The sequence below is a fragment of the Hyphomicrobiales bacterium genome, from assembly GCA_002869065.1.
In the GTDB taxonomy this organism is placed as follows: domain Bacteria; phylum Pseudomonadota; class Alphaproteobacteria; order Rhizobiales; family Rhodobiaceae; genus Rhodobium.
In genome coordinates this window covers 349814-372723 of record PKTR01000006.1, presented here as the reverse complement: position 1 = coordinate 372723, position 22910 = coordinate 349814, and the positions used below count along the sequence as shown (strand labels likewise).

Annotated in this window: 21 protein-coding genes; 3 read left to right on the top strand and 18 right to left on the bottom strand. The window is 63.2% G+C overall.

What is annotated here, in order from left to right:
- The first annotated feature begins 14 nt into the window (after nucleotides 1-14).
- Complete coding sequence (locus tag C0606_16855) at nucleotides 15-1568, top strand: phosphonate monoester hydrolase (GenBank protein PLX36398.1); 1554 nt, start codon at nucleotides 15-17, stop codon at nucleotides 1566-1568.
- A gap of 9 nt (nucleotides 1569-1577) precedes the next feature.
- Here the strand turns inward: C0606_16855 and C0606_16850 are convergent, their stop codons facing one another.
- On the bottom strand, nucleotides 1578-2273 hold the full coding sequence (locus tag C0606_16850; protein PLX36355.1) for a hypothetical protein: 696 nt from the start codon (nucleotides 2271-2273) through the stop codon (nucleotides 1578-1580).
- Nucleotides 2274-2472: 199 nt separating this feature from the next.
- Between C0606_16850 and C0606_16845 the strand changes: the two genes are divergently transcribed.
- Nucleotides 2473-3189, top strand: coding sequence for a hypothetical protein (locus C0606_16845; protein PLX36354.1), 717 nt, complete (start codon nucleotides 2473-2475; stop codon nucleotides 3187-3189).
- Nucleotides 3190-3213: 24 nt separating this feature from the next.
- Here C0606_16845 and C0606_16840 read toward each other — a convergent pair whose 3' ends face one another.
- The 3 genes from C0606_16840 to C0606_16830 form a co-directional block, all read right to left on the bottom strand.
- Nucleotides 3214-4116 (bottom strand): hypothetical protein, encoded by a 903-nt coding sequence (locus C0606_16840; protein ID PLX36353.1) that lies wholly within the window; start codon nucleotides 4114-4116, stop codon nucleotides 3214-3216.
- Between the two features lie 20 nt (nucleotides 4117-4136).
- Entirely contained in the window at nucleotides 4137-6602 is a 2466-nt protein-coding gene (locus tag C0606_16835) for a hypothetical protein (protein PLX36352.1), read from the bottom strand.
- A 541-nt stretch (nucleotides 6603-7143) separates the two neighbouring features.
- The gene (locus tag C0606_16830) at nucleotides 7144-7818 is read right to left on the bottom strand and encodes a hypothetical protein (protein ID PLX36351.1); all 675 of its coding nucleotides are present in this window, start codon (nucleotides 7816-7818) and stop codon (nucleotides 7144-7146) included.
- A gap of 410 nt (nucleotides 7819-8228) precedes the next feature.
- Between C0606_16830 and atzF the strand changes: the two genes are divergently transcribed.
- Entirely contained in the window at nucleotides 8229-9974 is a 1746-nt protein-coding gene (gene atzF, locus C0606_16825; GenBank protein PLX36350.1) for an allophanate hydrolase, read from the top strand.
- On the opposite strand, the gene C0606_16820 is transcribed toward atzF, so the two are convergent.
- The 14 genes from C0606_16820 to C0606_16755 form a co-directional block, all read right to left on the bottom strand.
- Nucleotides 9935-10582: a GntR family transcriptional regulator gene (locus C0606_16820; protein ID PLX36397.1), complete on the bottom strand. Its 648-nt coding sequence runs from the start codon at nucleotides 10580-10582 to the stop codon at nucleotides 9935-9937. The two genes, atzF and C0606_16820, sit on opposite strands and share 40 nt — an antisense overlap.
- 60 nt (nucleotides 10583-10642) lie before the next feature.
- Nucleotides 10643-11029 (bottom strand): DUF3225 domain-containing protein, encoded by a 387-nt coding sequence (locus C0606_16815; GenBank protein PLX36349.1) that lies wholly within the window; start codon nucleotides 11027-11029, stop codon nucleotides 10643-10645.
- Nucleotides 11030-11051: 22 nt separating this feature from the next.
- Nucleotides 11052-11828 (bottom strand): 5-formyltetrahydrofolate cyclo-ligase, encoded by a 777-nt coding sequence (locus C0606_16810; protein ID PLX36348.1) that lies wholly within the window; start codon nucleotides 11826-11828, stop codon nucleotides 11052-11054.
- 13 nt (nucleotides 11829-11841) lie between these two features.
- The gene (locus C0606_16805) at nucleotides 11842-12507 is read right to left on the bottom strand and encodes a cysteine hydrolase (GenBank protein PLX36347.1); all 666 of its coding nucleotides are present in this window, start codon (nucleotides 12505-12507) and stop codon (nucleotides 11842-11844) included.
- Between the two features lies 1 nt (nucleotide 12508).
- Entirely contained in the window at nucleotides 12509-13987 is a 1479-nt protein-coding gene (locus tag C0606_16800) for an ABC transporter ATP-binding protein (GenBank protein ID PLX36396.1), read from the bottom strand.
- 71 nt (nucleotides 13988-14058) lie between these two features.
- Nucleotides 14059-14787 (bottom strand): cysteine hydrolase, encoded by a 729-nt coding sequence (locus C0606_16795; protein ID PLX36346.1) that lies wholly within the window; start codon nucleotides 14785-14787, stop codon nucleotides 14059-14061.
- A gap of 5 nt (nucleotides 14788-14792) precedes the next feature.
- Nucleotides 14793-15809: a formamidase gene (gene amiF / locus C0606_16790; GenBank protein PLX36345.1), complete on the bottom strand. Its 1017-nt coding sequence runs from the start codon at nucleotides 15807-15809 to the stop codon at nucleotides 14793-14795.
- A gap of 11 nt (nucleotides 15810-15820) precedes the next feature.
- On the bottom strand, nucleotides 15821-16741 hold the full coding sequence (locus C0606_16785) for an ABC transporter permease (protein ID PLX36344.1): 921 nt from the start codon (nucleotides 16739-16741) through the stop codon (nucleotides 15821-15823).
- Nucleotides 16738-17844, bottom strand: coding sequence for an ABC transporter permease (locus tag C0606_16780; GenBank protein ID PLX36343.1), 1107 nt, complete (start codon nucleotides 17842-17844; stop codon nucleotides 16738-16740). Before C0606_16780 ends, C0606_16785 begins: the two co-directional genes overlap by 4 nt.
- 72 nt (nucleotides 17845-17916) lie before the next feature.
- Complete coding sequence (locus C0606_16775) at nucleotides 17917-19032, bottom strand: BMP family ABC transporter substrate-binding protein (protein ID PLX36342.1); 1116 nt, start codon at nucleotides 19030-19032, stop codon at nucleotides 17917-17919.
- Nucleotides 19033-19359: 327 nt separating this feature from the next.
- The gene (locus C0606_16770) at nucleotides 19360-20322 is read right to left on the bottom strand and encodes an isopenicillin N synthase family oxygenase (GenBank protein PLX36341.1); all 963 of its coding nucleotides are present in this window, start codon (nucleotides 20320-20322) and stop codon (nucleotides 19360-19362) included.
- Nucleotides 20323-20333: 11 nt separating this feature from the next.
- Nucleotides 20334-21668 carry an 8-oxoguanine deaminase gene (locus C0606_16765; protein PLX36340.1) on the bottom strand — a complete coding sequence of 445 codons (1335 nt, stop codon included), beginning with the start codon at nucleotides 21666-21668 and terminating at the stop codon, nucleotides 20334-20336.
- A 9-nt stretch (nucleotides 21669-21677) separates the two neighbouring features.
- Nucleotides 21678-22298: an NAD(P)H dehydrogenase gene (locus tag C0606_16760; GenBank protein ID PLX36339.1), complete on the bottom strand. Its 621-nt coding sequence runs from the start codon at nucleotides 22296-22298 to the stop codon at nucleotides 21678-21680.
- 45 nt (nucleotides 22299-22343) lie between these two features.
- Nucleotides 22344-22832 (bottom strand): tRNA-specific adenosine deaminase, encoded by a 489-nt coding sequence (locus C0606_16755; protein ID PLX36338.1) that lies wholly within the window; start codon nucleotides 22830-22832, stop codon nucleotides 22344-22346.
- Nucleotides 22833-22910: the final 78 nt, after the last annotated feature.

Here is a 22910-nt window from a genome sequence, read left to right as displayed (position 1 = left end):
GCCGGAAAGCCATGATGAGCGGTCGAAAGAAACCCAACATCCTGCTGATCACCGCAGACCAGTGGCGCGCAGACTGCGTCGCCGCCCGAAATCCGCATATCAAGACGCCGTTCATCGACCGGCTGATGCATGAAAGCGTGATTTTCAAAAAGCACTATTGCGGCTCCGCGCCCTGTTCGCCGTCGCGCGCCGGGCTTTACACCGGCCTGTTCCAGATGAACCACCGGGTGGTGCGCAACGGCACGCCGCTCGACAACCGCTTCGACAATATCGCCCGGCTAGCGCGGCGTGCGGGCTACGAGCCGACGCTGTTCGGCTACACCGACATCGCCGCCGATCCGCGCGGGCGCAATCTCGACGATCCGGCGCTGACGACCTACGAAGGCGTGCTCGACGGCTTCACCGCGCGCCAACCGTTGCCCGCGCACGAGGGGCCGTGGATCGACTGGCTGCGCGCCCGCAAGAAGCTGTATACGGACCCGGAGCGGATCCACGAACCGCGCGGCGGGCCGACGGAACGAGTGACCAATAACTCTCCGCTCTACAGCGGCGGCGACACGCAGACCGTGTTTCTCGCCGATGCCTTCATCGACTGGATCGAGGACGGCGAGGCGAGCGAGCCCTGGTTCGCGCATATCTCGTTCCTGCGGCCGCATCCGCCCTTCATCGTGCCGCCACCGTACAATCTGGTCTACAAGCCGGAGGACGGGCCGCCGTTCGCGCGCAATTCCAGCCGCGAAGAGGATGCCGAAATCCACCCCTATGTGGGCTTCGGCTATGAGCGGCAGAAAACGCGGCCCTTCCTTGCCGGCACGAACGGCCATGTCCGCGATCTGACCGTCGAAGATTTCGCGCAGCTGCGGGCGATCTATTACGGCATGGTTTCGGAGGTCGATTACCAGCTCAGCATGGCGCTCGGCGCGGTACGGCGCAACGGCATGTGGGACGATACCATCGTCATCCTCACCTCCGACCACGGCGAGATGATGGGCGACCACTGGTTCCTCGGCAAAGGCGGCTTTTTCGACGGCAGCTATCACATCCCGCTGATCATCAAGCCGCGGGACGCGGGAAGAGATTCCGGCCGGATGGTCGACCGCTACACGCTGGCGGCCGATATCGTGCCGACCATTGCCGATATCCTCGACGAGCCGCTGATGAATGCCGTCGACGGGCGCTCGCTGGTGCCGCTTCTGGCTGGCGAGGAGCCGAACGATTGGCGCAACCACGCGTTCTGGGAATATGACTTCCGCAGCATCGCCCATGGCCATGCGGAAGAGTATTTCGGCCTGCCCTCACAGCTCTGCAATCTTTCGGTCCTGCGCGACGACGATTTCAAATATGTGCACTTCGCCGGTCTGCCGCCGGTGCTGTTCGACCTGCAGGCCGATCCGCACGAACTGGTCAATGTCGCCGAAGTCCGCGCCTTTGCCAGCGTGCGCCTCGACTATGCCGAACGGCTGCTTTCGCTGAGGGCGCAGCACCTCGACCAGACGCTCGCCAATGTCGAATACACGCCCTCGGGGCCGGTCGCGCAGCAGCCAAGCGGGTTGCGCCTGCAGGACTGAGCGGGGCCTTCAGCCCTCAGCGCCGGCCAGAGGAACCCGAGCAGCGACGACGAAAGGCTCGCCCGGTTTCGACTCAACAAACAGGGTGACGGCGGTCACCGGTACCGGCTTGCCGAGGACAGGTGCGAAGCAGGCCTTCAGCGCCGGTTCGAGCAAGGCCGCATCGACCTCGTCGAGCGAGCCGGTCAGCGTCATGTGAAAGCGGAACTCGTCAAAGACGTAAGGGTAGCCCCAACGCCGCAGATATTGGCGCTGGCGTTCGGTGAGATCCTCGGGATTGCGCCTGACGATCTCGTCGTCCGCCAGCGGCGCGCGGAAGCGATCGAACAGCTCGACCAACTCGCCGGCGAATGATGCAAGTCGAGCACCCGGCGTCGTCTGCATCAGGGCATAGAAACGCCCAAGCCGGGCAACCGCGAGCGGTCCCAGCTCGAAGGGCCGCGCGCGCTCGCAAAACGCCGTCAGGCAGGACATCAGGTCGTCTTCGCTCTCACCATCGGCAAGGCGGAACGGGGCTTTCAGCGTTGCGTGGAAACCATAGCGGCGGGGCGACGCGGTCGCGGCCTTGAGGAGGTCGGCGGACACGCCCTCGGCAAGCGTCTGCGCGATCCGGCGATTGGTGTAGGCATCGCGACCTATCCAGGCAGCCGCCCGGCGGGTCAACGGGTCATCCTCGGACGGCGTGAAATAGAGTGCGTAGCGCATGGTTCCTCCAGCGTGGGCGTCACCCGATAGCGGAGTCGCGTGACACTTTGGCGAAGGCCGCGGCATTCGTCCAATGCCGTTGGCGCAGATCCCACTGAAAGCCACCGGCCACGCGTATCGACGGGTTGCGCCGGCAGCTCTTCTCACTCTACCTTCGGCCGGTCGAGACACTGGCACAGATGTGAAAGGCGGGACATTCGTGGGCAACCATCCTTTTGCCTTTCGCTTCGAGGGATCCGGTGGCCGTGTCGGCACGGCGCGGTCGCGTGGACCACTGACCCGCAAGATCTATGGCGGCTTCCCGGCTCTGCTCGCCATTCGCGACATCATTCACCGCAATCAGCCGATCGAGGATCGTGGCGGGCCGCTCTCCCAGATCCTGCCGCTTGCCGTCAAGCATCGCGTGTTGCGCAGACAGGGCAAAGGCTTCGTGCCGATAGGCAACGCCGAGCGCAGCTATCTGCTCGGCGGATGGCTGGAGGAGTTCGCGGCACTGGCGCTGATTGAGGCCGGGTGTCGCGACGTGCGCTACGCGCAGCCGGTGTCGTGGCTGGCAAGTACCGACAGCAGCCGGCACTGGAACGAGATTGACGCGCTTGGCATGTATGGCGACAAGCCGGTTCTCGTGTCGTGCAAGGCCGTTGCCGAGGACACGATAGACTCACGCAATGGCGACGACCGGCTGTTCGATGCGTTGCTCGAGCTCTCTTATTGGAACGCCCATTTCGCCGACAGGGCGGCGGTACCGGTGTTCTTCACGACGGCGGATTTCTACGACGAGGAACGGCAGCGTTTTCGCAGTCCCAAGCTGGTGGAGCGGGCCAAAGTGCTCGACCTCGCAATCGTTCCTGTTGATTTCGGCAGCTTCGGCGCGGTGGTCGCGCATTTGAAGCGGGTGCTGGCGCACACCGCGTGAGCGGCTTCCTCGCGGGATCCCGTGTCAGGCCGCCTCGCTGCGCCCGAATTCCTTGGCCAGCTTGCTCTTGATCCAGGTCACCATGTTCCGCTTCAAATCGTCCTCGGTCACGGGCAACGTAAGCGTGGAACCGGTCGAGCAAAACTCGCACCCCTTCGGCAGCCAACCGTTTTCCAGCCGGCTGACGCAGATCGCAATGCTTTTCTTGCTGTCCTTGGCCAGTTGTTCCTGCAGCTCGCGATAGCGATCTCCGTCATAGCCGTAGATGAAGATGAAATGGACCGACAGGTTCTTCAGCTTTTCGAAATAGGCGGCAGGGTCGGTGAACACCGTGATATTGGGGAACGACTCCTTCAAGACGGCGATGAACTGGCGCAGCTCCTGGTCGATCGTCCCGAAGATGACGATCGGAATGGAGTTCAGCGACACCGGGAACTGATCGACGGCGGGGGCGCTGGCAGCGCCGGCGGAAGCATCGGACTGCTTCTTCTGCTGGTGACCGGCCAGCCGCTGGTAGAGCGCCACCAGTTCCTGGTTCTTCTTGTCGACGATCTTGTTCACCTGCCGCAAACGCTGATCGACCTTGGCCACCAGAAGATCGAAATCGACGGGCTTCGTCAGATAGTCGTCGACGCCCATGCGAATACCTTCCAGCACATGCTCGCGGTCCGCATAGGCGGTCAGGAACATGAACGGCATCTCGACGAATTCCGGATGCTTGGTGCGCAACTCGTGCAGTAGCTCGCGACCGTTCATGACCGGCATGTTGATGTCGCAACACACCAGATCCGGCTGGTGCTCAAGGATCATCTCAAGACCCTGCTTGCCGTTTTCCGCCTGCAGCACCGTGTTACCGGCTTCCTCGAGTTCCTCGACGAGGTCGTCGCGCAGGTCGCGTTCGTCTTCAATGCAAAGGATCGTAGCCATTTGCAAATTCCTTCGTATCTTCAATTTGCAGCCGAACGGTCGACGGCCGAGGACAACGCCGCGCGGATGGGAAGTCGGAAAACGAACGTGCTCCCCTCACCTTTCCGGCTTTCGGCGTGGATTTCCCCGTCGTGCTGTTCAGCGATCATTTTCGCAAGATTGAGCCCGATTCCCGTGCCCGGGATTCCGGTAGACGTTTTTGCGCGGAAGTAGCGGGCGAAGAGCTTCGGCATGTCGTCTTCGTCAATGCCGAGGCCCCGATCGCTGACCGCGATCTCCAGCCTTTCACCCATTCGGCGCGCGGCGATCGCGACGTCCTGCGAGTTGGGCGAATATTTGATGGCATTCGACAGGAGATTGCTGATGACGCTCTCAATGGTGGCCGGATCGGCCTCGATGCTGTCGGGAATGTCATCCATGTCGATCGCAATACGGTAGTCGGGCGCCATGAAGATCTGCTGTTCGCAGCAACTCTCGATGATCGCGCGGATATCACATTTCTCGGCCCTTGCCGGCGCCTTCAGCTGTTCGCTCTTTTCGATCGCGAGCGTGCTTTCCATCAAGCCGATCATCTGCTGAATGGCGCTGCGGATCTTCTCTGCCCGCTCAGCGATTTCCTCCGGCGTCATTTTCGCGGCGCGCCTGCCGATGCGCTGCGCGGCACCGTCGATCACGGCAAGCGGAGTACGGAATTCGTGGGTGGCAATGGAGACGAACTGGCGCTGCGTCTCATTGACTTCCTTCTCGCGCTCGAGGGCTTCGGCGAGGCGGCCGGCCTGTTGTTCGATCTGAATGGTGCGCTGGGTCACCAGCTCTTCCAGATGCTGTTGATAGTCCCGTAGTTTTTCTTCCGTCAGCTTCTGATTGGTGATGTCGACACGAATGCCGACCGAGCCGCCATCCGGCGTCCGGCGCTCGGCGACCAGCAGCCAGCGCCCGTCGCCCAGCCGTTGTTCGAAAAGCCGGCTGTCCTGCGATTTATGGGAAGCGATACGTTCAGAAACCCACTCATCTACCCTGCCGATCGCCTCGGCATACTGACCCCGCTCCGCGCTGATACGAACAATCTCTTCGAAGCGGGCGCCGGGAACGAGCAGGTCTTTGGAAAGCCCGTAGATTTCCTTGTAATGATTGTTGCAGAGAACAAGCCGGTCGTCGGCATCGAACAGGACGAAGCCTTCGTTGATCGTTTCGATGGCATTGAGCAGCCGTTCCTGCGCCTGGATCGCGTCGCGTTCGGCATTCTTGCGCTGGGTGATGTCGATGTAAGTGCTGATGAAGCCCCCGCCCTTAATGGGCTGACCGTTGATTTCCAGAATAGTGCCATCTGGGCGGATTCGTTCGAACCGGTGCGGATCGAACTTGCTCGCGAGCGCCACACGCACCGCGACCTGGTCGTCGACATCGCCAGGGCCATAGTCGCCGCGTTCGGCGTTGTAGCGAATGATGTCCTCGAAAGCCGAACCCAGGGGGAACTTTTCCTGCGGGAGATCGAGAACTTCGTAGAACTGCGAATTGGCCAGCGCGAGCTTGAGATCCCGATCCATCACGCTGATGCCGCCTGGAAAATTGTTAACCGTCGTTTCCAGCAGCTTGGTCAGGCGCTTCTGTTCCGTGATGTCGTTGACGATTGCCGCAAAGGTCAATTTGTCGCCGGAGCGTATGACCTGAACATTGACGTCGACATCGTAAAGGGAGCCATCCTTGCGGCGGTGGACGGTTTCAAACCGCTCGTTGGTCTTTTCGCCGCGGACCAGCGGATCAAGAACCGCGAGAATTCGCTCGTGTGTCAACTTCACCTCGATATCAGCCGGCGTCATTTTCAGCATTTCGCTGCGGCTGTAACCAAGATTGTCGAGTGCCGCCTTGTTCACCGATAGGAAGGTGTGCGTTTCGGCATCGAGTTCATAAATCTCGCAGGCCGACTCTTGAACAATGCGGGCAAGGCTGTCGCGCGCCTCTTCCGTCCGCTTGCGCTCGATGATCGAAGCCAGTGTCTGGGCGACGATGCTCAGGAACTCGACTTCCGTGTCTTTCTGCACATGGCCATGCGCCAGATACAACACGAGGACGCCAAGCACATTGCTGTCCTTGTCGAGGATCGGCACGTTGTAATGTCCGTGCGGCCCCATCCCATCAAAAGAAATGTCATGGCGATGGTCGACGCAACTGGCGAACTGGGTCTGCTTGGTCAGCGCGGCGCGGCCACACAAGCACTGGCCAAGCGCGATGCGCGCGCAAAGGCTACGCAACTCCGTGGACAGGTGATGCTCGGAAACGAGGAGAAGATCCCCTGTCGGCGCATCGCTCATGAAGACCGCGCCTTTGGGCGCAACCTTCAGCCACGCGACGGAAAAGATGATCTCGAGCGCCTCATCCAGGATCGCCTTCAGTGGCTTGCCCGAAAGCAGCAACTGCATGATTGCGTTGATGGCGCGCTGATTGTCGAGCGCATTGCGAAGGTCTTCGCGCGTGCGCCTAGGCATGACCACCCCCCCTCGGCATATCGAGAGAAGATGCTGAAGCAAGCGCTTTCGAACCGCGCGATGACGGACGGGCGCCGAAGCGTCCGAAGATCTCCGACGAAAAGAAATCCAATCGCCCACATCTCGAAAGAAGCCTCGTCATCTCGCTCCGCAACAACCTCGTTACTTCGTTTTCCTCACCCTTTTTTGTACCGCTCAATCAATAATAAATTCTTGCTGACGAAGACTTCTGGTGAATAAAACGATATTCGTAAAGTATTCGGAAAATATTCCGCATGACTAACAAAGTCTTTACTTACCTAGCGGAAGGCTGCGATGTCGGCGCCGGATTTCCGCGGACAGGGAAACCACGCCAACAGCGGCCAATGGCGCAGGCAGAGGCGCCGCCGGACCGCGGATATCCAGCGGCGGTATTTCACCATCACACTCAGGCAATTATTCGCGATGCCGCAGCAACACGGCCGGTCTTCGCCCCGCGATACTGCAGCTGTTGAAGCTGGACCTGGCTACTGACAGCGCCGTAGCGATATGCGCCGAAGCACTATTCGTCGGCGGCGAGAACGAACACCCAGGCGACGAAGCTGCTGCCTTCCTTCTGGCCGACCTCGACGATTTCATCCAAATGATACAAGCCCTTACCCCATTTGAAGAGGAGGTAGGGCATGACCATGGGATGCGCACCGAACGGATCCATTTCACCGGCGCAGGAGGCGGCGTGGGCGGTGGTGTGCTCGATATAGATCCGCCCGCCGGGCTTGAGCTGCTTCACCCAGGAAGCCAGCGCCTGATCCGGCTTGAACGCCTGATCGAGCGAATTGGTATAAATGAAGTCGAATTTGCCGGCCCATTCCGGGTTTTCCTCGTGGAAATCCCAAACGACCATGTTCGGGAAGTCGGCCGCGGTTTCGGAGATGTCGGAGCCGATGATGTCGCCACCGAGTTGCTCGCGGAAGTATTCGACCTCGAAGCCGTTGCGGGCGCCATGGCAGATCCCGGTCGCGCCGAGGCCTTTTTTCCTAAGGTCGTCAACGATCATCGACAGGGTCTTCTTGTCCGCCCAGACGTGATGAAGTTTACGTTTGTTGTGAAAAATCTGGGTCTCGCGGTACTGCGAGTAGCCGCCCTCATATTCGTGGAAATACACCATTTCCGCGTCCTGGGTCGTGATGACCCGAAGGCCGAACGGCCTGACCAGGCGATCGATGAGTTTGCGCATTTCCCGGCAGGCTCCATTCCCAACATTCAGATACAAATGAGGCCATAGCGCTTCGGGCGTTCGGCATCAAGCGCGCGGCAGCGCCAGGCTTGCCGCATGAAAGCTCCCCCGCCGACGGATTGGCGGCTGCCTGCCACCCCGGTTGCGAACGGGCCTGCGTTCAGATCACGACATGAGCATGGCCCCATGCACCGTTTCGATGGCACGCTTCTTGCTGCCGAAACAGGGAATGATATCGATCCCGACCGGCACGTCAAAGAACAGGGCGATCATGGCAACTCACTGTTATTGCGGGTGTTTCTTGAGCACCCCGTGGAAACATCCAACCCCATCAGGGATGCAGATCGGCCAATTCCGAATTGCATGCAATTGAAATTTTTTGCTGCTTTAATGGGCAGAAAGGCGCCAACATGAACCCGAACTCCCGTGACTTCGATGCCTGGCGCGCGCTCACGCCGACAGAAGCGGTCGAAGCCGCTTATGCCGCAGCGCGCGACTACGACGATCCGGCGCTTTTCATCACGCTGAAGCCGAAGGAAGCCGCGCTCTCCCAAGCCCGGGCGCTGATGGAAGCTGGCGCGGCGAACAAACCGCTCTACGGACTCCCATTCGCGGTCAAGGACAATATCGACGTCGCCGGCCTGCCGACGACCGCAGCCTGCCCGGCCTTTTCCCATGTCGCCGAAAACTCCGCATTCGTCGTCGAAAAACTCGAGGCCGCCGGCGCGATCTGCATCGGCAAAACCAATCTCGACCAGTTCGCGACCGGCCTGGTCGGTGTGCGTTCGCCCTATGGAACGCCGCGCAACTCGTTGCGGACCGATCTGGTGCCAGGCGGGTCGTCGTCGGGATCGGCCGTGGCGGTCGGTGCCGGCATCGCCGCCTTCGCGCTCGGTACGGACACGGCTGGCTCGGGGCGCGTTCCCGCAGCACTCAACGGCATCGTCTGGCTGAAACCGAGCCTCGGCCTCTTGTCGGCGAGCGGCATGGTGCCGGCCTGCCGCAGCCTCGATACGATTTCGGTGTTCGCGGCCACGGTTGGCGACGCCGCGGAAGCAACGGCGGTCGCGCAGGGCTATGACGTAAGCGATTTCCTCTCGCGCACCCTGCCGGCGGCGGGTATCGCGCCAGCGCCGCCCTCCTTCGTGGTCGGCGTGCCACGCAAGGATCAGCGGCGCTTCTTCGGCGACGCGAAATCCGAGGCAGCATACGAAGCCGATCTGGCGACGCTGGAGAGCCTCGGCGCGACCCTTCGCGAGATCGACTTTGCACCGTTCTTCGCCGTGGCGGAGCTGCTCTACCAGGGACCGTGGGTGGCGGAGCGCTACCACGCGGTTCGGGAGATGATCGAGACCATGCCCGATGAGATGCATCCGGTCACCCGGACCATCATCGCCGGTGCATCGAACTATGATGCCGTCGCGACTTTCGACGCACTTTACAAGCTCGCCGATCTGAAGCGCAGCGTGGAGCCGACGCTCGCGGCGCTCGATCTCCTCGCCGTGCCGTCGATCCCGACGATGTATACGGTCGATGAGGTGGACGCCGATCCGGTGCAGCTCAATTCCAATCTCGGCACCTACACGAATTTTGTGAACCTGCTCGATCTGGCAGCGATCTCGGTGCCGGCCGGAAGGCGCGCCGACGGCTTCCCGTCATCGCTCACCCTGATCGGCAAAGCCGGGTCGGATGCCCGCCTCGCCGGGATCGCCGCAATGCTCGAAACCGGCGTACGACCGACCGACGCTCCGATCGTGCCGGAGGGCCACATCCCGCTGATCGTTGTCGGCGCCCATCTGTCGGGCATGCCGCTCAATCACGAACTGACATCGCGCAACGCGGTGTTCCTCAAGGCGCTTTCGACGACCGCCGACTATGCCTTCTACGCGCTTCCCGGCACGACACCGCCGAAGCCCGGCCTCATTCGCGTCGAGGACGGAACCGGGTCGGCGATCGCGGTTGAGGTCTGGGCGCTGCCGGCGGAAGGCTTCGGCACCTTCGTTGCCGGCATCCCGGCCCCGCTCGGCATCGGCACGGTACGGCTTGAGGACGGAACGGCGGAAAAGGGCTTCCTCGTCGAGGCCGAGGCCATCAAGGGTGCCCGCGATATTTCCGGTTACGGCTCCTGGAGGGCGTTCATGACATCGTCGGCCTGAACGCGGTCCGAATAGCGATGCCAGGCGCCCTCGACGAAGCCCATATGGGCGCCCATCGCCGCATCAGCAGCCTTCCTGTCGCCGCGCAGGATCGCCTCGACGACAGCGGTATGTTCGACATGGGACGCCGCCAGCCGGCCAAGCGCGCCGAACTGGGCGCGGCGGAACGGCTGCAGGCGCTGCCGGGTGGCGCGGGTGATTTCCGCCAGATAGGCGTTCTTCGTGCCTTCATAGATCGCGTTGTGGAAGGTCTCGTTGGCGATCATGTAGGCCGCCATGTCGCCATCGCGCACCATCACACCCATGCGGTCGTGCAGATCGCCCAGCATGCGGCGTTCGGCCGGCGTCATGGCAACCGCACTCAAACCGGCGCACAGCGCTTCCAGATAGCCCATGACGGCGAACATGCCGGCGAGCGCCTCCTCGCTCGGCTTGGCAACCACAGCCTTGCGGTGGGCGCGCTGTTCGACCAGGCCCGACGACGCCAACTGGCGCAGCGCCTCGCGCACCGGCGTGCGCGACACCTCGAACTCGGCCGCAAGGCCGGTTTCATCGAGCGGCGTTCCGGGTTCGATGTCGCCGGACACGATGCGGCGGGCGATTTCCAGCCGGATGGTCTCAACGGATGTTCGGGGCTTGCTCACGGCAGGGTTTCAGGGCTCTGCGTTTCACTCGGATTCGTCAATGATACTGACATGGGCCGCGACGACCCGCCAACCTTGCGGCATGCGCACCCAGGTCTGCATCTGACGACCGACCTTGCCCGGCGCGCTGTCGCGGTAGAACAGGGTCGAGGCCGTCGCCATGTCGGTGCCGAAGGTGGTGATAACGGTGCGGGCGAGATCGCGTTCGAGGCCTTGCCCCGGGCGTCCCTTTCGGAAGGCGAGGATCTCGGCGACGCCATAGAGGTTCTCGCCACCGCCATAGCGGATGGTGCGCTCGTCCTGCCAGAACAATTCATCGAGCACCGCGACGTCATTGCCGACAAGCGCCGTCTCGTAGTGCTCGAACACCGCGGTGACTTCGGCCAGCGTGGCCGGGTCGTTGACGATCATCTCGCCCTCTCCTTGACCTGCCCTACCCGTTGCCCTGGCGCGCGATCATGCGGTCGCGCAGCGCCTTCAGGAACGGGATCTGCTCGAACTGGTCTTCCTGCACGAAATCCCAGGCAACGCCCTTCGGACGCGGCGCGGTGTTGCCGGTGACGATCAGTTCCTGCTCGGTGGCGATGAAGTCGAGCGGACTGTCATGCGCCATCATGAAGACCTTGGAATTGTCGACGAGCTGCGAGGAATGGATCGTCGTCGTCATCGGCGTCTTTTCATCGATGATGCCGAGTTCGCGGAAAATGCCGGTCTCCAGATCGGCGAAGCCGGCGCCCTTGCCGGTGCGGCCACCCTCGCGGCTGACCGCGACAGAACCGACGACGCAGAAGTCGAGTGGCTCGACATCCTCGAACTGAATGCGCTCGCCGTGCATCATGTAGCCTTCCGACGTCGCCGCGAGCTCAAACGACACACCCTTTTCCTTCAGCTTCGCCGGGTCGATGCGCAGATAGGGAAACTCGCGCGTCAGATAGGGAACCGGCGCATAGAGCATCTTGCCCTCGTAGAGCGCGCGCAGGCGCACCGGGATCTGCGGCGGATCGGGATTGCACTTCACCGTCTTCGCCGCCTTCCAGGCGTCGGTCTGCGCCAGATGCCAGGCCGCCATGTCCGCGCCGATGAAGTTCGGGATGTGGCTCCAGGTCGGCCCCATCGACATGCCGCCGGTGTCGAGCGCGTTCCACACCGAACCGCGCACAGCATCCTTGTCGGTGTTGCGACCGGCCCAGCGGCCCTGCTTATCGCTCATGCCCTCTCCTCTCTCAGCCGGCAACGGCCTGTTCCAGCGCGGCAAACGGCGCCGCCCAGCCGACGATGCCGCCCTGCGCGGTGATCATGGCGATGGTTGCGGCCTTGAATTCCGGGAAATAGCTCTCGGTCGCGTCGGTGATCAGCAGGCATTCGTAGCCACGATCATTGGCTTCGCGCATCGAGGTCTGGACGCAGACCTCGGTCGTCACCCCGGCAAAGACGAGATGGGTGATGCCTTTTTGCGCGAGTGTCTCATGCAGACCGGTCGCCCAGAACATGCCCTTGCCGGGCTTGTCGATGACGATTTCGCCGTCGACCGGCGTCAGGCCGTCGACGATGCCGTTGCCCGGTTCGCCGCGTATCAGCAGGCGCCCCATCGGACCTTCCCCGCCGATCTTCACAGGCGCGTCGCCGCGGGCGATCTTCGAGGGTGGGCAATCGGACAGGTCCGGCTTGTGCGCCTCTCGGGTGTGCACGATCGGCCAGCCTTTATCGCGGAATAGAGCGATCAGGCGGGCGGTGGTCGGGATGATCGCGGCCAGGCGCGAGACGTCGTTGCCGAGCGCCTCGCCGAAGCCGCCCGGCTCGATGAAGTCGCGCTGCATGTCGATGACGACGAGTGCGGTGTGGGCCGGATCGAGCGTGTAGTCATAGGGCTCGGCCGTGACGGTGATCATGTCAGTGCCCCGCCATATAGGTGCCGATGGTGTTGCGGTCGGTTTCCTCAATCGGGGCGACATAGGTGACGCGCCCCTCCGACATCACCGCGACGCGGTCTGACAGCTCGAGGATCTCGTCGAGATCTTCCGACACCAGCAGCACGGCGGCGCCCTTGTTGCGCTGATCGACGATCTGGGCGCGGATTTCAGCGACCGAGGCAAAGTCCAGCCCGAAACAGGGGTTGGCAACGATCAGCACCTCGACCTCGCCAGACAATTCGCGGGCAAGGATCGCGCGCTGCACGTTGCCGCCCGACAGGTTCTCGATCGGTGTTTCGGTCGACGGGGTCTTGACCCGATAGCGCTCGATCAGGCCAGCTGCCTGGCCACGTATCTCGTGCGGCTTCAGCCACCAGCCAAGGCTCGCGAGCGGCGGCTTGTCGAAGGACCGGAAGGCGACGTTTTCCGCAACACTCATGCGGCGCACGGCGGCGTTGCGCAGCGGCTCTTCCGGCAGGCCGAAGACCTTGAAGCGGTCGAAGTCGGCGCGGGTCGATTCGAACGGCTTGCCATTGATGAAGATGCGGCCGTCGGACATCGGCCGCTGGCCGGAGATCGCCTCGACGAGTTCCGACTGGCCGTTGCCGGAGACGCCGGCGATGCCGAGAATCTCGCCGCCCTTGATCTTCAGATCAACGGCCTGAACCGCCGGCACGCCCTCATTGTCCTCGACAAAGATGCCGGCGAGTTCGAGCCGCGTGTCGCTTTTCACGTCGGCGATGCGGTCGGCGCTTTTGCGGATCTCCGTCTCGCCGATCATCATGCGCGACATTTCCTCGGTCGTGAGTTCACCGACCTTGCCGCCACCCGCATAGGCGCCGCGGCGCAACACCGACACCCGGTCGGCGAAGGCCGTCACCTCGCGGAACTTGTGGGTGATCATCAGAACGGTGATGTCGCCGGCGCGCGCCATGTCATGCAACAGGCCAAGCACCTCGTCGGCCTCGCCCGGGGTGAGCACCGAGGTCGGCTCGTCGAGGATCAAGAAATGCTGATCGAGATAGAGCTGCTTGAGTATTTCGAGCTTCTGCTTCTCGCCCGCCGACAGGCTCGAGACCGGCTCGCTCAAGGGAACGCGGAACGGCATGCGCTCCATGAACTCCTCAAGCGCGCGGGTTTCCTTCTTCCAGTCGATGATGGCGGGCACGTCGGCGCGCGAAATCACCATGTTCTCGGCCGCTGTCAGGCAGGGCACGAGGGTGAAATGCTGGTAGACCATGCCGATACCGGCGGCCTGCGCATCGGCCGGCGAACGCACCACGGTTTCGTGGTCGTTGACCAACAACTGGCCGCGCGTCGGCTGGTAGAAGCCCATGATGCACTTGACCAGCGTCGACTTGCCGGCGCCGTTCTCGCCCAAGAGCGCGTGGAACTCGCCTGGCTCGATCCTGATCGACACGTCGTCGAGGGCGACGAGCGAGCCGAAAATCTTGGTCATGCCGACCGTTTCGATGCCGAAGGCTCGGCCGGTCTGCGGTGCCTCGACGACGCGTGCTGCCCCGGCGTCCATCACATCGCCTCCAGCGCTTCGACGAAGACCGCGCTCGTCGCCACCGCGCCGAACACGCCACCCTGCATCTTGACCATATCGATGGCGGCAAGGTGGTTTTCGAGCTTGGTCGCGCCGCAGCAGTCTTCCAGCAGCAGGCATTCGAAGCCGCGATCGTTGGCCTCGCGCATGGTTGTGTGGACGCAGACATCGGTGGTGATGCCGGTCAGCACGATGTTGCGGATGCCTGAGGTGCGCAGGATCAGTTCCAGATCGGTGGCGCAGAACGAGCCCTTGCCCGGCTTGTCGATGATCGGCTCGCCGTCCTGCGGGTAGAGTTCGGGGATGATGTCCCAACCCGGTTCGCCGCGCACCAGGATCTTGCCGCAGGGACCGGGATCGCCAATGCCGGCACCGATACGTTGCGAGCGCCAGCGCTTGTTGGCCGGCAGATCGGTGAGGTCCGGGCGATGCCCCTCGCGGGTGTGGATGATGTGATAGCCGCGCGCGCGCATCGCCGTCAGAACCCGTTTGATCGGCTCGATCGGCGCGCGGGTCAGCGACAGGTCATAGCCCATTGTGTCGACATAGCCGCCGGGGCCGCAGAAATCGGTCTGCATGTCGATGACGATAAGCGCGGTGTTGTCGGGCCGCAGATCGCCATCGAACGGCCAGAGATAGGGATCGGCCTTTACCGGCCCCTCATTGGTCGGCCGCGCGCGCGTGCTAATATCGGCGAATTCGATCATCGCGCTTACTCCGCAGCATCGCGCACGGACTGACCGTAGCGCCGCGTCGGCTTGTCGAAGCCGCAGGACGTGCCGTCGGTATGGACGATCTCGTCCTCCCACGGCAGGCGATAGTTCCCGGCGACCATGTCCTGCATGAAGGTGTAGGGGCAGTCCTGCGCGCCACCGGCAACCGCCGTGTAGCCGCGATGGCCGAGCTGGTAGATGTTGTTCTCGACCGACCAGTGTTTGCGCGCCTCGCGCACCAGATCGGGGCGTACTTCGGCGGTGATGATCTCGTCCGCCCGGCCGGTGGTGCCGTGGGCGAGCACAGTGCCGTCGAAATTGACGATCATCCCCTCGCCCATCGAGTCGAAGGTGCCGTCGGAGCCGCACATGCAGACATTCGCCGTCACCATCAGATTGTGGAAGGCATTGGCCTGGTTGGTGAAGCGCCAGGACTCGCGGATCGGCGCGGTGTAGCCGGCCGTGCGCAGCATGATCTCGGCGCCCTTGTAGGCGCATTCGCGCGCCATTTCCGGGAACATGCCGTCGTGGCAGATTATCAGCGCGAGCTTGCAGCCCTTCGGCCCGTCGATGATCGGGATGCCGAGATCGCCCGGCTCCCACGGCTCGACCGGCACCCAGGGATGGAGCTTGCGGTAGTAGAGCTTCAGCTCGCCCTGATCGTCGATGACGATGCCGGAATTGTAGGGATTGCCATCCGGGTTGAACTCCATGATGGAGAAGCAGCCCCAGATCGCGTTGTCCTTGCAGGCCTTTTTGAAGGCGGCGACCTCCGGCCCGTCGAGCGAGCACATGATCTCTGGGTTGGTGTCCATCGACAGCCCGTGCAGGGCGTATTCCGGGAACACGACGAGATCCATCGTCGCCATATTGCGGCGCGCCTTGGCTACCATGGCGACGATTTTCTCGGTCTGGGCCGCGAGGTCGGCCGGAGTTTCGACGACCGGCAGCTGCAGCTGCACCATGCCGATCACCACACCGTTCGGGGTCTTGTTCAGTCCGCCGAGAGCACTCATGGCTTGGTCTCCTATTTCACGATGGACAGTTCGCCCGGCGCTTCGCGCGACGAAGCGTTGGAGCGGGCCGAGGCGATCATGATGAAAAGGGTGAGGATGTAGGGCGCGGCGTTGAAGAAGTAGTAGCCCTGCGAAATGCCGACCGACTGCAATGCCGGACCGATGGCGCCGGCCGCGCCGAACAGCAGCGCGGCGAAGATGCAGCGGATCGGGTTCCAGCGCGCGAAGATGACGAGCGCCACCGCCATCAGACCCTGCCCCGAGGAGAGGCCCTCGTTCCACGATCCGGGATAGGACAGCGACAGGAAGGCGCCGCCGGTGCCGGCCAGAAAGCCGCCGAGCGCGGTGGCGACGATGCGCACCGCCGTCGGGTTGACGCCCATGGCGCGCGCCGCCGGCTCGCTGTCGCCGGTCGTGCGCAGGATCAGGCCCCAGCGGGTGTTCGCCAGCGCCCACCACATGACGATCGCGACCGCGATGCCGGTGAAGAACAACGGATTGATCTCGAGCGCCTTCTGCAGCGCCGGGCTCGACGCCCAGGAGCCGAGCGGCAACGCCTCGAGACGCGGCGCGGAGGGCTGGATGTACGGCTTGCCGAAGAAGAAGGCGACGCCGGTGCCGAAGCTCATCATGGCGATGCCGACGGCGATATCGTTGACCCGCTTCAGGCTGCAGATCGTGCCGTGCATGATGCCGAGAAAGAGACCGGAGACGCCGGCGGCGAAAACCCCGATCCACGGCGAACCGGTCTGGTAGGACAGCGCGTAGGCGACCATGGCGCCAAGCACCAGATTGCCTTCGAGGCCGAGATTGATGCGGCCCGACTTTTCCGTCAGCGTCTCGCCGAGCGCGACGAACAGGAACGGCGTCGACACGCGGATGGCGCCACCGAGCATGGCGATGAGGATGGTGGCAAGGGCTCCGTCGGTCATATGCGGTCGACCTCGCTTTTCGGCTGGAAGATGGCGAACCGGCCATGCAGGGTTTCGCTCGCCAGGAGCACCACGAAGATGATCCCCTGCAGCACGAGCGCGGTGGCGTCGGGCATGTCCATGCGGCGCTGGATGAGGCCGCCGGAGGCTTCGATGGCGCCGAACATCATCGCGACCGGGATGATCACAATCGGGTTGTGGCGAGCGAGGAACGACACGAGGATGCCGGCGAAGCCGTAGCCGGCGACGAGCGAGGCGTTGGCCTGGCCGTGGATGGCGGCAACCTCGAAATAGCCGGCGAGCCCGGCGCAGCCGCCGGCGATTGCCGAGCAGATGACGATCAGCTTGCCGACCGGCAGACCCTGCGCCAGCGCGGCGCGCGGATTGCCGCCGGTGACGCGGGCGGCGAAGCCGAAGGTCGTGCGCGACATCAGGAATTGCAGGATGACGGCGAGAACGATGCCGGCGACCAGCCCCCAATGGACGTCGGTGCCGGGGATGTTGCCGACCATGTAGTCCTTGCCGATCGGCATGGTGGACGGCTTATTCGCGGATCCGGGATCACGCAGCACGCCTTCGACGAAGAAGTTCATGATGGCGATGGCGATGTAGGTCAGCAGCAGCGTCGAGATGGTTTCGTTGACGCCGCGCGAATGGCGCAGCCAGCCGGCAATCGCGTTCCATCCGGCGCCGACCGCGACGGCGGCGAGCACCATCAAAAGCATCGTCACCGCGACTGGCGCGCCCACCGTCACGAGCGGCACGGCAAGCGCTGCCGCCGCAAAGCCGCCGAGCACCAGTGCGCCCTCCGCACCGATCATGGTCATGCCGATCTGGGCGGGGATGGCGAAAGCAAATCCGGTGAGGATCAGCGGTGTGGCTCGCTGCAAGGTGTTCTGGAAGGAAAAGCTGGTGCCGAAACCACCGCGCCAGACAAGCTGGAAGAAATCGACGGGGCTCTTTCCGAGAGCCAGCAGGAAGAGCGAGAAAAGCGCGGCCGAAGCGAGCAGCGCACCGAGCGGAATGACCACCTTCTCGAGCGCGGAGAGAAAGCGCGCCGAGGCGAAGAAGGAACGGGACGGAACGGTATCGAGGACTGCCATGAACGGTTCGCCTTGTTCGCGTCACAAGGACGGGCCGCCCGGATATCCGGACGGCCCGCAAGTCGCACGGGATCAGGTGATCGAGCCGATGACACCTTCGAGGAGGTAGTTCATGCCATCGAGATACGGATCGTAGTTGTCGTAGGTCTTGTCGATGACGAGGTTGCCGGCATTGTCCTTCAGAGGACCGACATAGATCGGCTTCTTCTCCTTCAGACCGGCAATCGCGGCTTCGGCCGCCTTGATCGCCTCAGGCGTCGCGCCAGCGCCGAACGCGGTGTTCTGCACCATGTCGTTGTCGTAGCCGCCGACGACGACGTTCGGCAGGGTTTCGCCCTTGGCCAGCATGTCGGCGTACATCTTGTAGATGGTTTCCCACTTGTACTCAGCGCCGGTGATGAAGCCCTTCGGCGCGAGCGGAGCCTGCGAGGCGTTGTGGCCGCACGACTTCACGCCGCGGCTTTCGGCGGTCTCGATGACGACCTTCGGTCCATCGACGTGGCAGGTCAGCACGTCGCAGCCGGCGTCGACCAGCGCGTTGGCGGCTTCGGCCTCACGAACCGGCAGAGACCAGTCGCCGGTGAAGATGACCTGAACCGTCGCATCCGGGCGGACCGAGCGAGCTCCGAGCAGCACCGAGTTGATGTTGGAGAGCACGGTCGGGATCGGCTTGGCGGCGACGAAGCCGATCTTGCCGGTTGTCGTCGACAGGCCGGCGGCGACGCCGTTCACATAGTGACCCTGGTTGAGATAACAGAAATAGCTGCCGAGATTGGCCGGGTGCTTTTCCTTGTTCCACAGCGGCGCGGCGTGACGGAACTGCACGTCGGGATACTTCGCAGCGAGATCGACCATGAACGGATCGAAATAGCCGAACGATGTGCCGAGGATGAGGTTGGCGCCGTCGAGGTTGATCATCGATTCCATCGACTTGGCGCAGGCGTCGGTCTCGGGAACGTTCTCTTCCTCGATGACCTTCACATTGCCGACCGATTTCAGCACCTCCATGGCGACCGCGTGGGCCTGATTCCAGCCATAGTCGTCGCGCGGGCCGACATAGACGGCACCGAGCACGACCTCGTCGGCGGCGGCAGCGGTTCCGAGCACACCGAGAGGCAGCGCGGTGGAGGCGAGGCCGGCGAGACCCGTCTTGAGTACGTTCCGGCGGGAGATTCCGTTGATTGGCATGATCCAGCTCCTGTTTGTCGCCCTTGGGAGGCGTTCGACGCGATGGGCCAGTGATGGCGCCATGTCCCGCAGACCACCCTCGCAAAGCCCGTGCCAATCCGTTTTCAAGGCGTTAACGAATGTTTTTTGTATTTACTTTCAGTGGGTTGCTTGTTTCACCGCGGCTCCGCCTCAAGATCGGACCCGCTTGATCCCCGGCCATTTATGCATATTTTTTGCACTGCAGATTTGTTTTGCTTATTTTTTCATCGTTTTTTGAAAATTGCATACAATTATGCCGCACGCCGGAAATACCGGTGCGGTGGAGTTCGCTCGGCAATCGAAAAATCAGATGAGTCCGCTTTTCTCGTAGGTCGGATTCAATCGGCTCTCGAGATAGTCGGCGCCGGTCACCGGCGGATATTTCGCCGGGCTGTCGGCAGACTGGCAGGTCGGCAGGCACTCGACGATGGCATCCGGGTTCGGATCGAGGAAAAAGGCCACTGAAAACCGCTCGCGGCCGGCCGGATTGACCACGCGGTGCGGCGTCGACAGGTAGGTGTCGTTGGTCCACCGCATCAGGCAGTCGCCGATATTGCAGACATAGGCATCGGCGACATAGGGCGCAGGCAGCCATTCCCCGTCTCGGGTGCGCACTTCAAGACCGCCGGCGTCATCGGTCGCGAGCAGCGTTACGCAGCCATAGTCGGTGTGCTCGCCGGCGCCGAGCTGCCCCTCCTCCATCGCGCCCGGACGCGGCGGATAATGCAGCAGGCGCAGCGTTGCCAGCGGCTTGTCGAGCTTGTCTTCGAAGAAGTCCGGCGCGACGCCAAGTTCGGCCGCGAACGCCGTGTGCAGCGTGCGCCCGAGCACCCATACGGCATTGAAATAGTCGAGCATGGTCGCGCGGAAGGCAGCACTTTCCGGCCACAAATTCAGCGCGCGAAACGGGACTCCGTTGACGATGTCGGGATCGTCGGCGGCAAGCTCCAGGCCGATATTGAACGCCTCCTTGACGTCAGGCGGGCGCGTCGGGTCGAGCGCTTCGCCACCCATCGGGATGAAGCCGCGATTGCCGGTTTCCGTCGAATAGAGGGTCTTGCGCTTTTTCTCTTCCGGCAGCGCGAAGAATTTGGCCGACTCGGCAAACACCGCCGCGCGCAACTCTGCCGGCACACGATGGCCGACGACGAGGAAGAAGCCGATGCCGCGGCAGGCCGCGCCGATCTTGGCAGCGACCTTTTCGATGCCGGCTTCGCCCTCCTCGAACAGCGGCGTCAGGTCGATGATCGGGATCCCGGGCGCGGTCATTTCATCCTCCGTCAGGCAAAGGTTTTGGCCGCAGCCGAGTGTTCCGCGATCAGCTTCGCCGTGTCGAATCCGGGGATCATGCCGTCGACAACCCGCCATTCGCCGGCGACCATCACCCGGTCGGCGCGATTGGCGCCGCAATGCACGAGAGCGGCAATCGGGTCATGCGCGCCGGAGAAGCGCAACTCGTCGAAGGTGAACAGCGCAAGGTCGGCCTGCTTGCCGACCGCGATCTCGCCGATGTCGTCGCGGCCGAGGCAACGGGCCGAGCCGGTCGTTGCCCAGCGCAGCGCGTCGCGGTGGGTGACGCGGTCGGCGGACAAATAGCCGAGGCGATTGACCATCAGCGCATGACGCACCTCTTCCATAAGATTGGAAGAGTCATTGGAGGCCGACCCGTCGACGCCGAGCCCCACCGGGCTACCGGCAGCCTCGAGGTCGAGGGTCTTGCAGAAGCCTGATGCGAGCACCGCGTTCGACGACGGGCAGTGGCAGACGCCGACGCCGTGATGACCGAGCTTCTTGCACTCCTCCGTGGTGAAGTGGATTCCGTGAGCGACCCAAACACGGGGCTGCAGCCAGTTGCAGTCGTCGAGCCAGTCGACCGGGCGATAGCCGAATTTCTCGATGCAGTAGTCGGCCTCGTCGACGGTCTCGGCAAGATGGGTGTGCAGGCGGCAATCGTATTTCTCCGCCAGCTCGGCGCTACCGCGCATGATCGGGATGGAGACGTTGAATGCCGCGCAGGGAGCGAGCGCGATCTGCGTCATCGCCCCGTCCGAGGTGTCGTGATACTTCTGCAGCACGCGCTCGCTGTCGGCGAGGATGGTGTCCTCGTCCTGCACGATATGATCCGGCGGCACGGCGCCGTCCTTTTGCGACAGCGACAGCGAGCCGCGCGCCACCGTGGTGCGGATGCCGAGCGCCCTCGCCTCGTCGACCTCGATGTCGGTCGCATCCTCCAGCCCCGGGAAATGCATGTAGTTGTGGTCCATCGCCGTGGTGCAGCCCGACAGCAGCAGCTCGGCATAGGCAAGCCGCGCGCCGAGGCGGAACATATCCCGATTTAGGCGTCCCCAGATCGGATAGAGCGCCGTCAGCCAGGGGAACAGTTCCTTATCGCGCGCCTGCGGGTGGGCGCGGCTCAAAGTCTGGAAGAAATGGTGATGGGTGTTGATGAGGCCCGGCAGGATGGCGTGGCGGGACGCGTCAAACACCTTGTCTACCGGCGCCGCGGGTTCGCGACCACTCGGCACCAGCTCAACGATGCGACTGTCCTCGACAACGAGGCCACCGCCCGCGCCCTCAGCCAGCACCGCCAGCGGATTCTTGAGCCATGTACGCATGTCAGTCCCCTATTCTGCCGGTGCCGCACGGGGCGGCTTCGGAATGAATGCCGTAACCCGCCGCTCGACCTTTTCGAGGAAGGCGGCACGGCTTTCCGGCGTTGAAATGTCCATCAGATAGTGGGCGAGAAAGAGCGTGCGGCAGCGCTTGTGAAACAGCGCGCGTATGCCGCGCAGCAAGGTCTTGCGCCCCGGGTGCCCGACCATCCACGACCACCAGCGCGGCGCCCCACAGGTGGTGACGACGGCGCAATGGGTAATTTGGGTCAACAACGGGCGGATCGGCCCGTTGTCGGGAGAAATCTCGAAGGCCGTGCCCGGCGCCCAGACCCGGTCGAGCCAGCCTTTCAGCATGGCCGGCAGGCCGTACCACCACGTCGGATAGACGAAGAGGATCGCCTCGGCATCGCCAAGCCGGCGGGCGTGATCGGGCAGCGGGTGCTCGCCGGCAGTCAGATCGTTGTAGGCGCGGCGTTCGTCGGCGCTCATCACCGGGTCGAAACCTTCGCCGTAGAGATCGAGATGGTCGACGTCGTGCCCCTCACTGCGCAGGTGCTGCGCGAGACGTTTGGCGATTGCCGTCACGTAGCTTTCGGCCACCGGATGGCAGTGGACGAGCAGAATTTTCACGACACACCCCAGGTGTTCACCGCGCGCATTTACGATCCGCTCCGCTCAGTTGCCGGTCCAGAACCCGTCGTGGACGACGGCCGATTCCTCGGCAAGGATCGGCCCCTTGACCGCGACCTTGCGCTGCCCGGCGGCGAAAACATCGCGGCAGGGCATGTCCATCGTGAGGTTCTCCGGATCGGGACCGATCAAATCCTTCAGCGCCTTTTCCGTCATGCCGTGCACCACATGCCCGACACCCGCCCAATAGACCGACCCCGCGCACATGGCGCAGGGCTCGGCGCTTGTGAACATGGTGCATTCGGCGAGGAATTCCGGCGCGTATTTCAGCGACGCCTCGGTCATCAGATTGCGCTCGGCGTGGCCGGTGCGGTCGCCTTTGGTGCCGCAGGTGTTCATCGCCTCAAGCAGGATTTCGCCATTTGCATCGGCCAGCAGCGCTCCAAAGGGATGATCCCCGCGCTCGCGCGAGCGCCGCGCCAGATCGATCGCGTGGCGCATCAGTTCTTCCGTCCGTTCATCGGAAATCGGCATGGCAAACTCCCATTGTCCGGCGAACGGTAACGCAGCGCACAATCGCCAAGCAAGCCATTTCTGTATACTAGATAGGCA

Coding starts and splice junctions, on each gene's coding strand:
- C0606_16855 (PLX36398.1), top strand. CDS start 15: ATGAGCGGTCGAAAGAAACCCAACATCCTGCTGATCACCGCAGACCAG.
- C0606_16850 (PLX36355.1), bottom strand. CDS start 2,273: ATGCGCTACGCACTCTATTTCACGCCGTCCGAGGATGACCCGTTGACC.
- C0606_16840 (PLX36353.1), bottom strand. CDS start 4,116: ATGGCTACGATCCTTTGCATTGAAGACGAACGCGACCTGCGCGACGAC.
- C0606_16835 (PLX36352.1), bottom strand. CDS start 6,602: ATGCCTAGGCGCACGCGCGAAGACCTTCGCAATGCGCTCGACAATCAG.
- C0606_16830 (PLX36351.1), bottom strand. CDS start 7,818: ATGCGCAAACTCATCGATCGCCTGGTCAGGCCGTTCGGCCTTCGGGTC.
- atzF (PLX36350.1), top strand. CDS start 8,229: ATGAACCCGAACTCCCGTGACTTCGATGCCTGGCGCGCGCTCACGCCG.
- C0606_16815 (PLX36349.1), bottom strand. CDS start 11,029: ATGATCGTCAACGACCCGGCCACGCTGGCCGAAGTCACCGCGGTGTTC.
- C0606_16810 (PLX36348.1), bottom strand. CDS start 11,828: ATGAGCGATAAGCAGGGCCGCTGGGCCGGTCGCAACACCGACAAGGAT.
- C0606_16805 (PLX36347.1), bottom strand. CDS start 12,507: ATGATCACCGTCACGGCCGAGCCCTATGACTACACGCTCGATCCGGCC.
- C0606_16800 (PLX36396.1), bottom strand. CDS start 13,987: ATGACCAAGATTTTCGGCTCGCTCGTCGCCCTCGACGACGTGTCGATC.
- C0606_16795 (PLX36346.1), bottom strand. CDS start 14,787: ATGATCGAATTCGCCGATATTAGCACGCGCGCGCGGCCGACCAATGAG.
- amiF (PLX36345.1), bottom strand. CDS start 15,809: ATGAGTGCTCTCGGCGGACTGAACAAGACCCCGAACGGTGTGGTGATC.
- C0606_16785 (PLX36344.1), bottom strand. CDS start 16,741: ATGACCGACGGAGCCCTTGCCACCATCCTCATCGCCATGCTCGGTGGC.
- C0606_16780 (PLX36343.1), bottom strand. CDS start 17,844: ATGGCAGTCCTCGATACCGTTCCGTCCCGTTCCTTCTTCGCCTCGGCG.
- C0606_16775 (PLX36342.1), bottom strand. CDS start 19,032: ATGCCAATCAACGGAATCTCCCGCCGGAACGTACTCAAGACGGGTCTC.
- C0606_16770 (PLX36341.1), bottom strand. CDS start 20,322: ATGACCGCGCCCGGGATCCCGATCATCGACCTGACGCCGCTGTTCGAG.
- C0606_16765 (PLX36340.1), bottom strand. CDS start 21,668: ATGCGTACATGGCTCAAGAATCCGCTGGCGGTGCTGGCTGAGGGCGCG.
- C0606_16755 (PLX36338.1), bottom strand. CDS start 22,832: ATGCCGATTTCCGATGAACGGACGGAAGAACTGATGCGCCACGCGATC.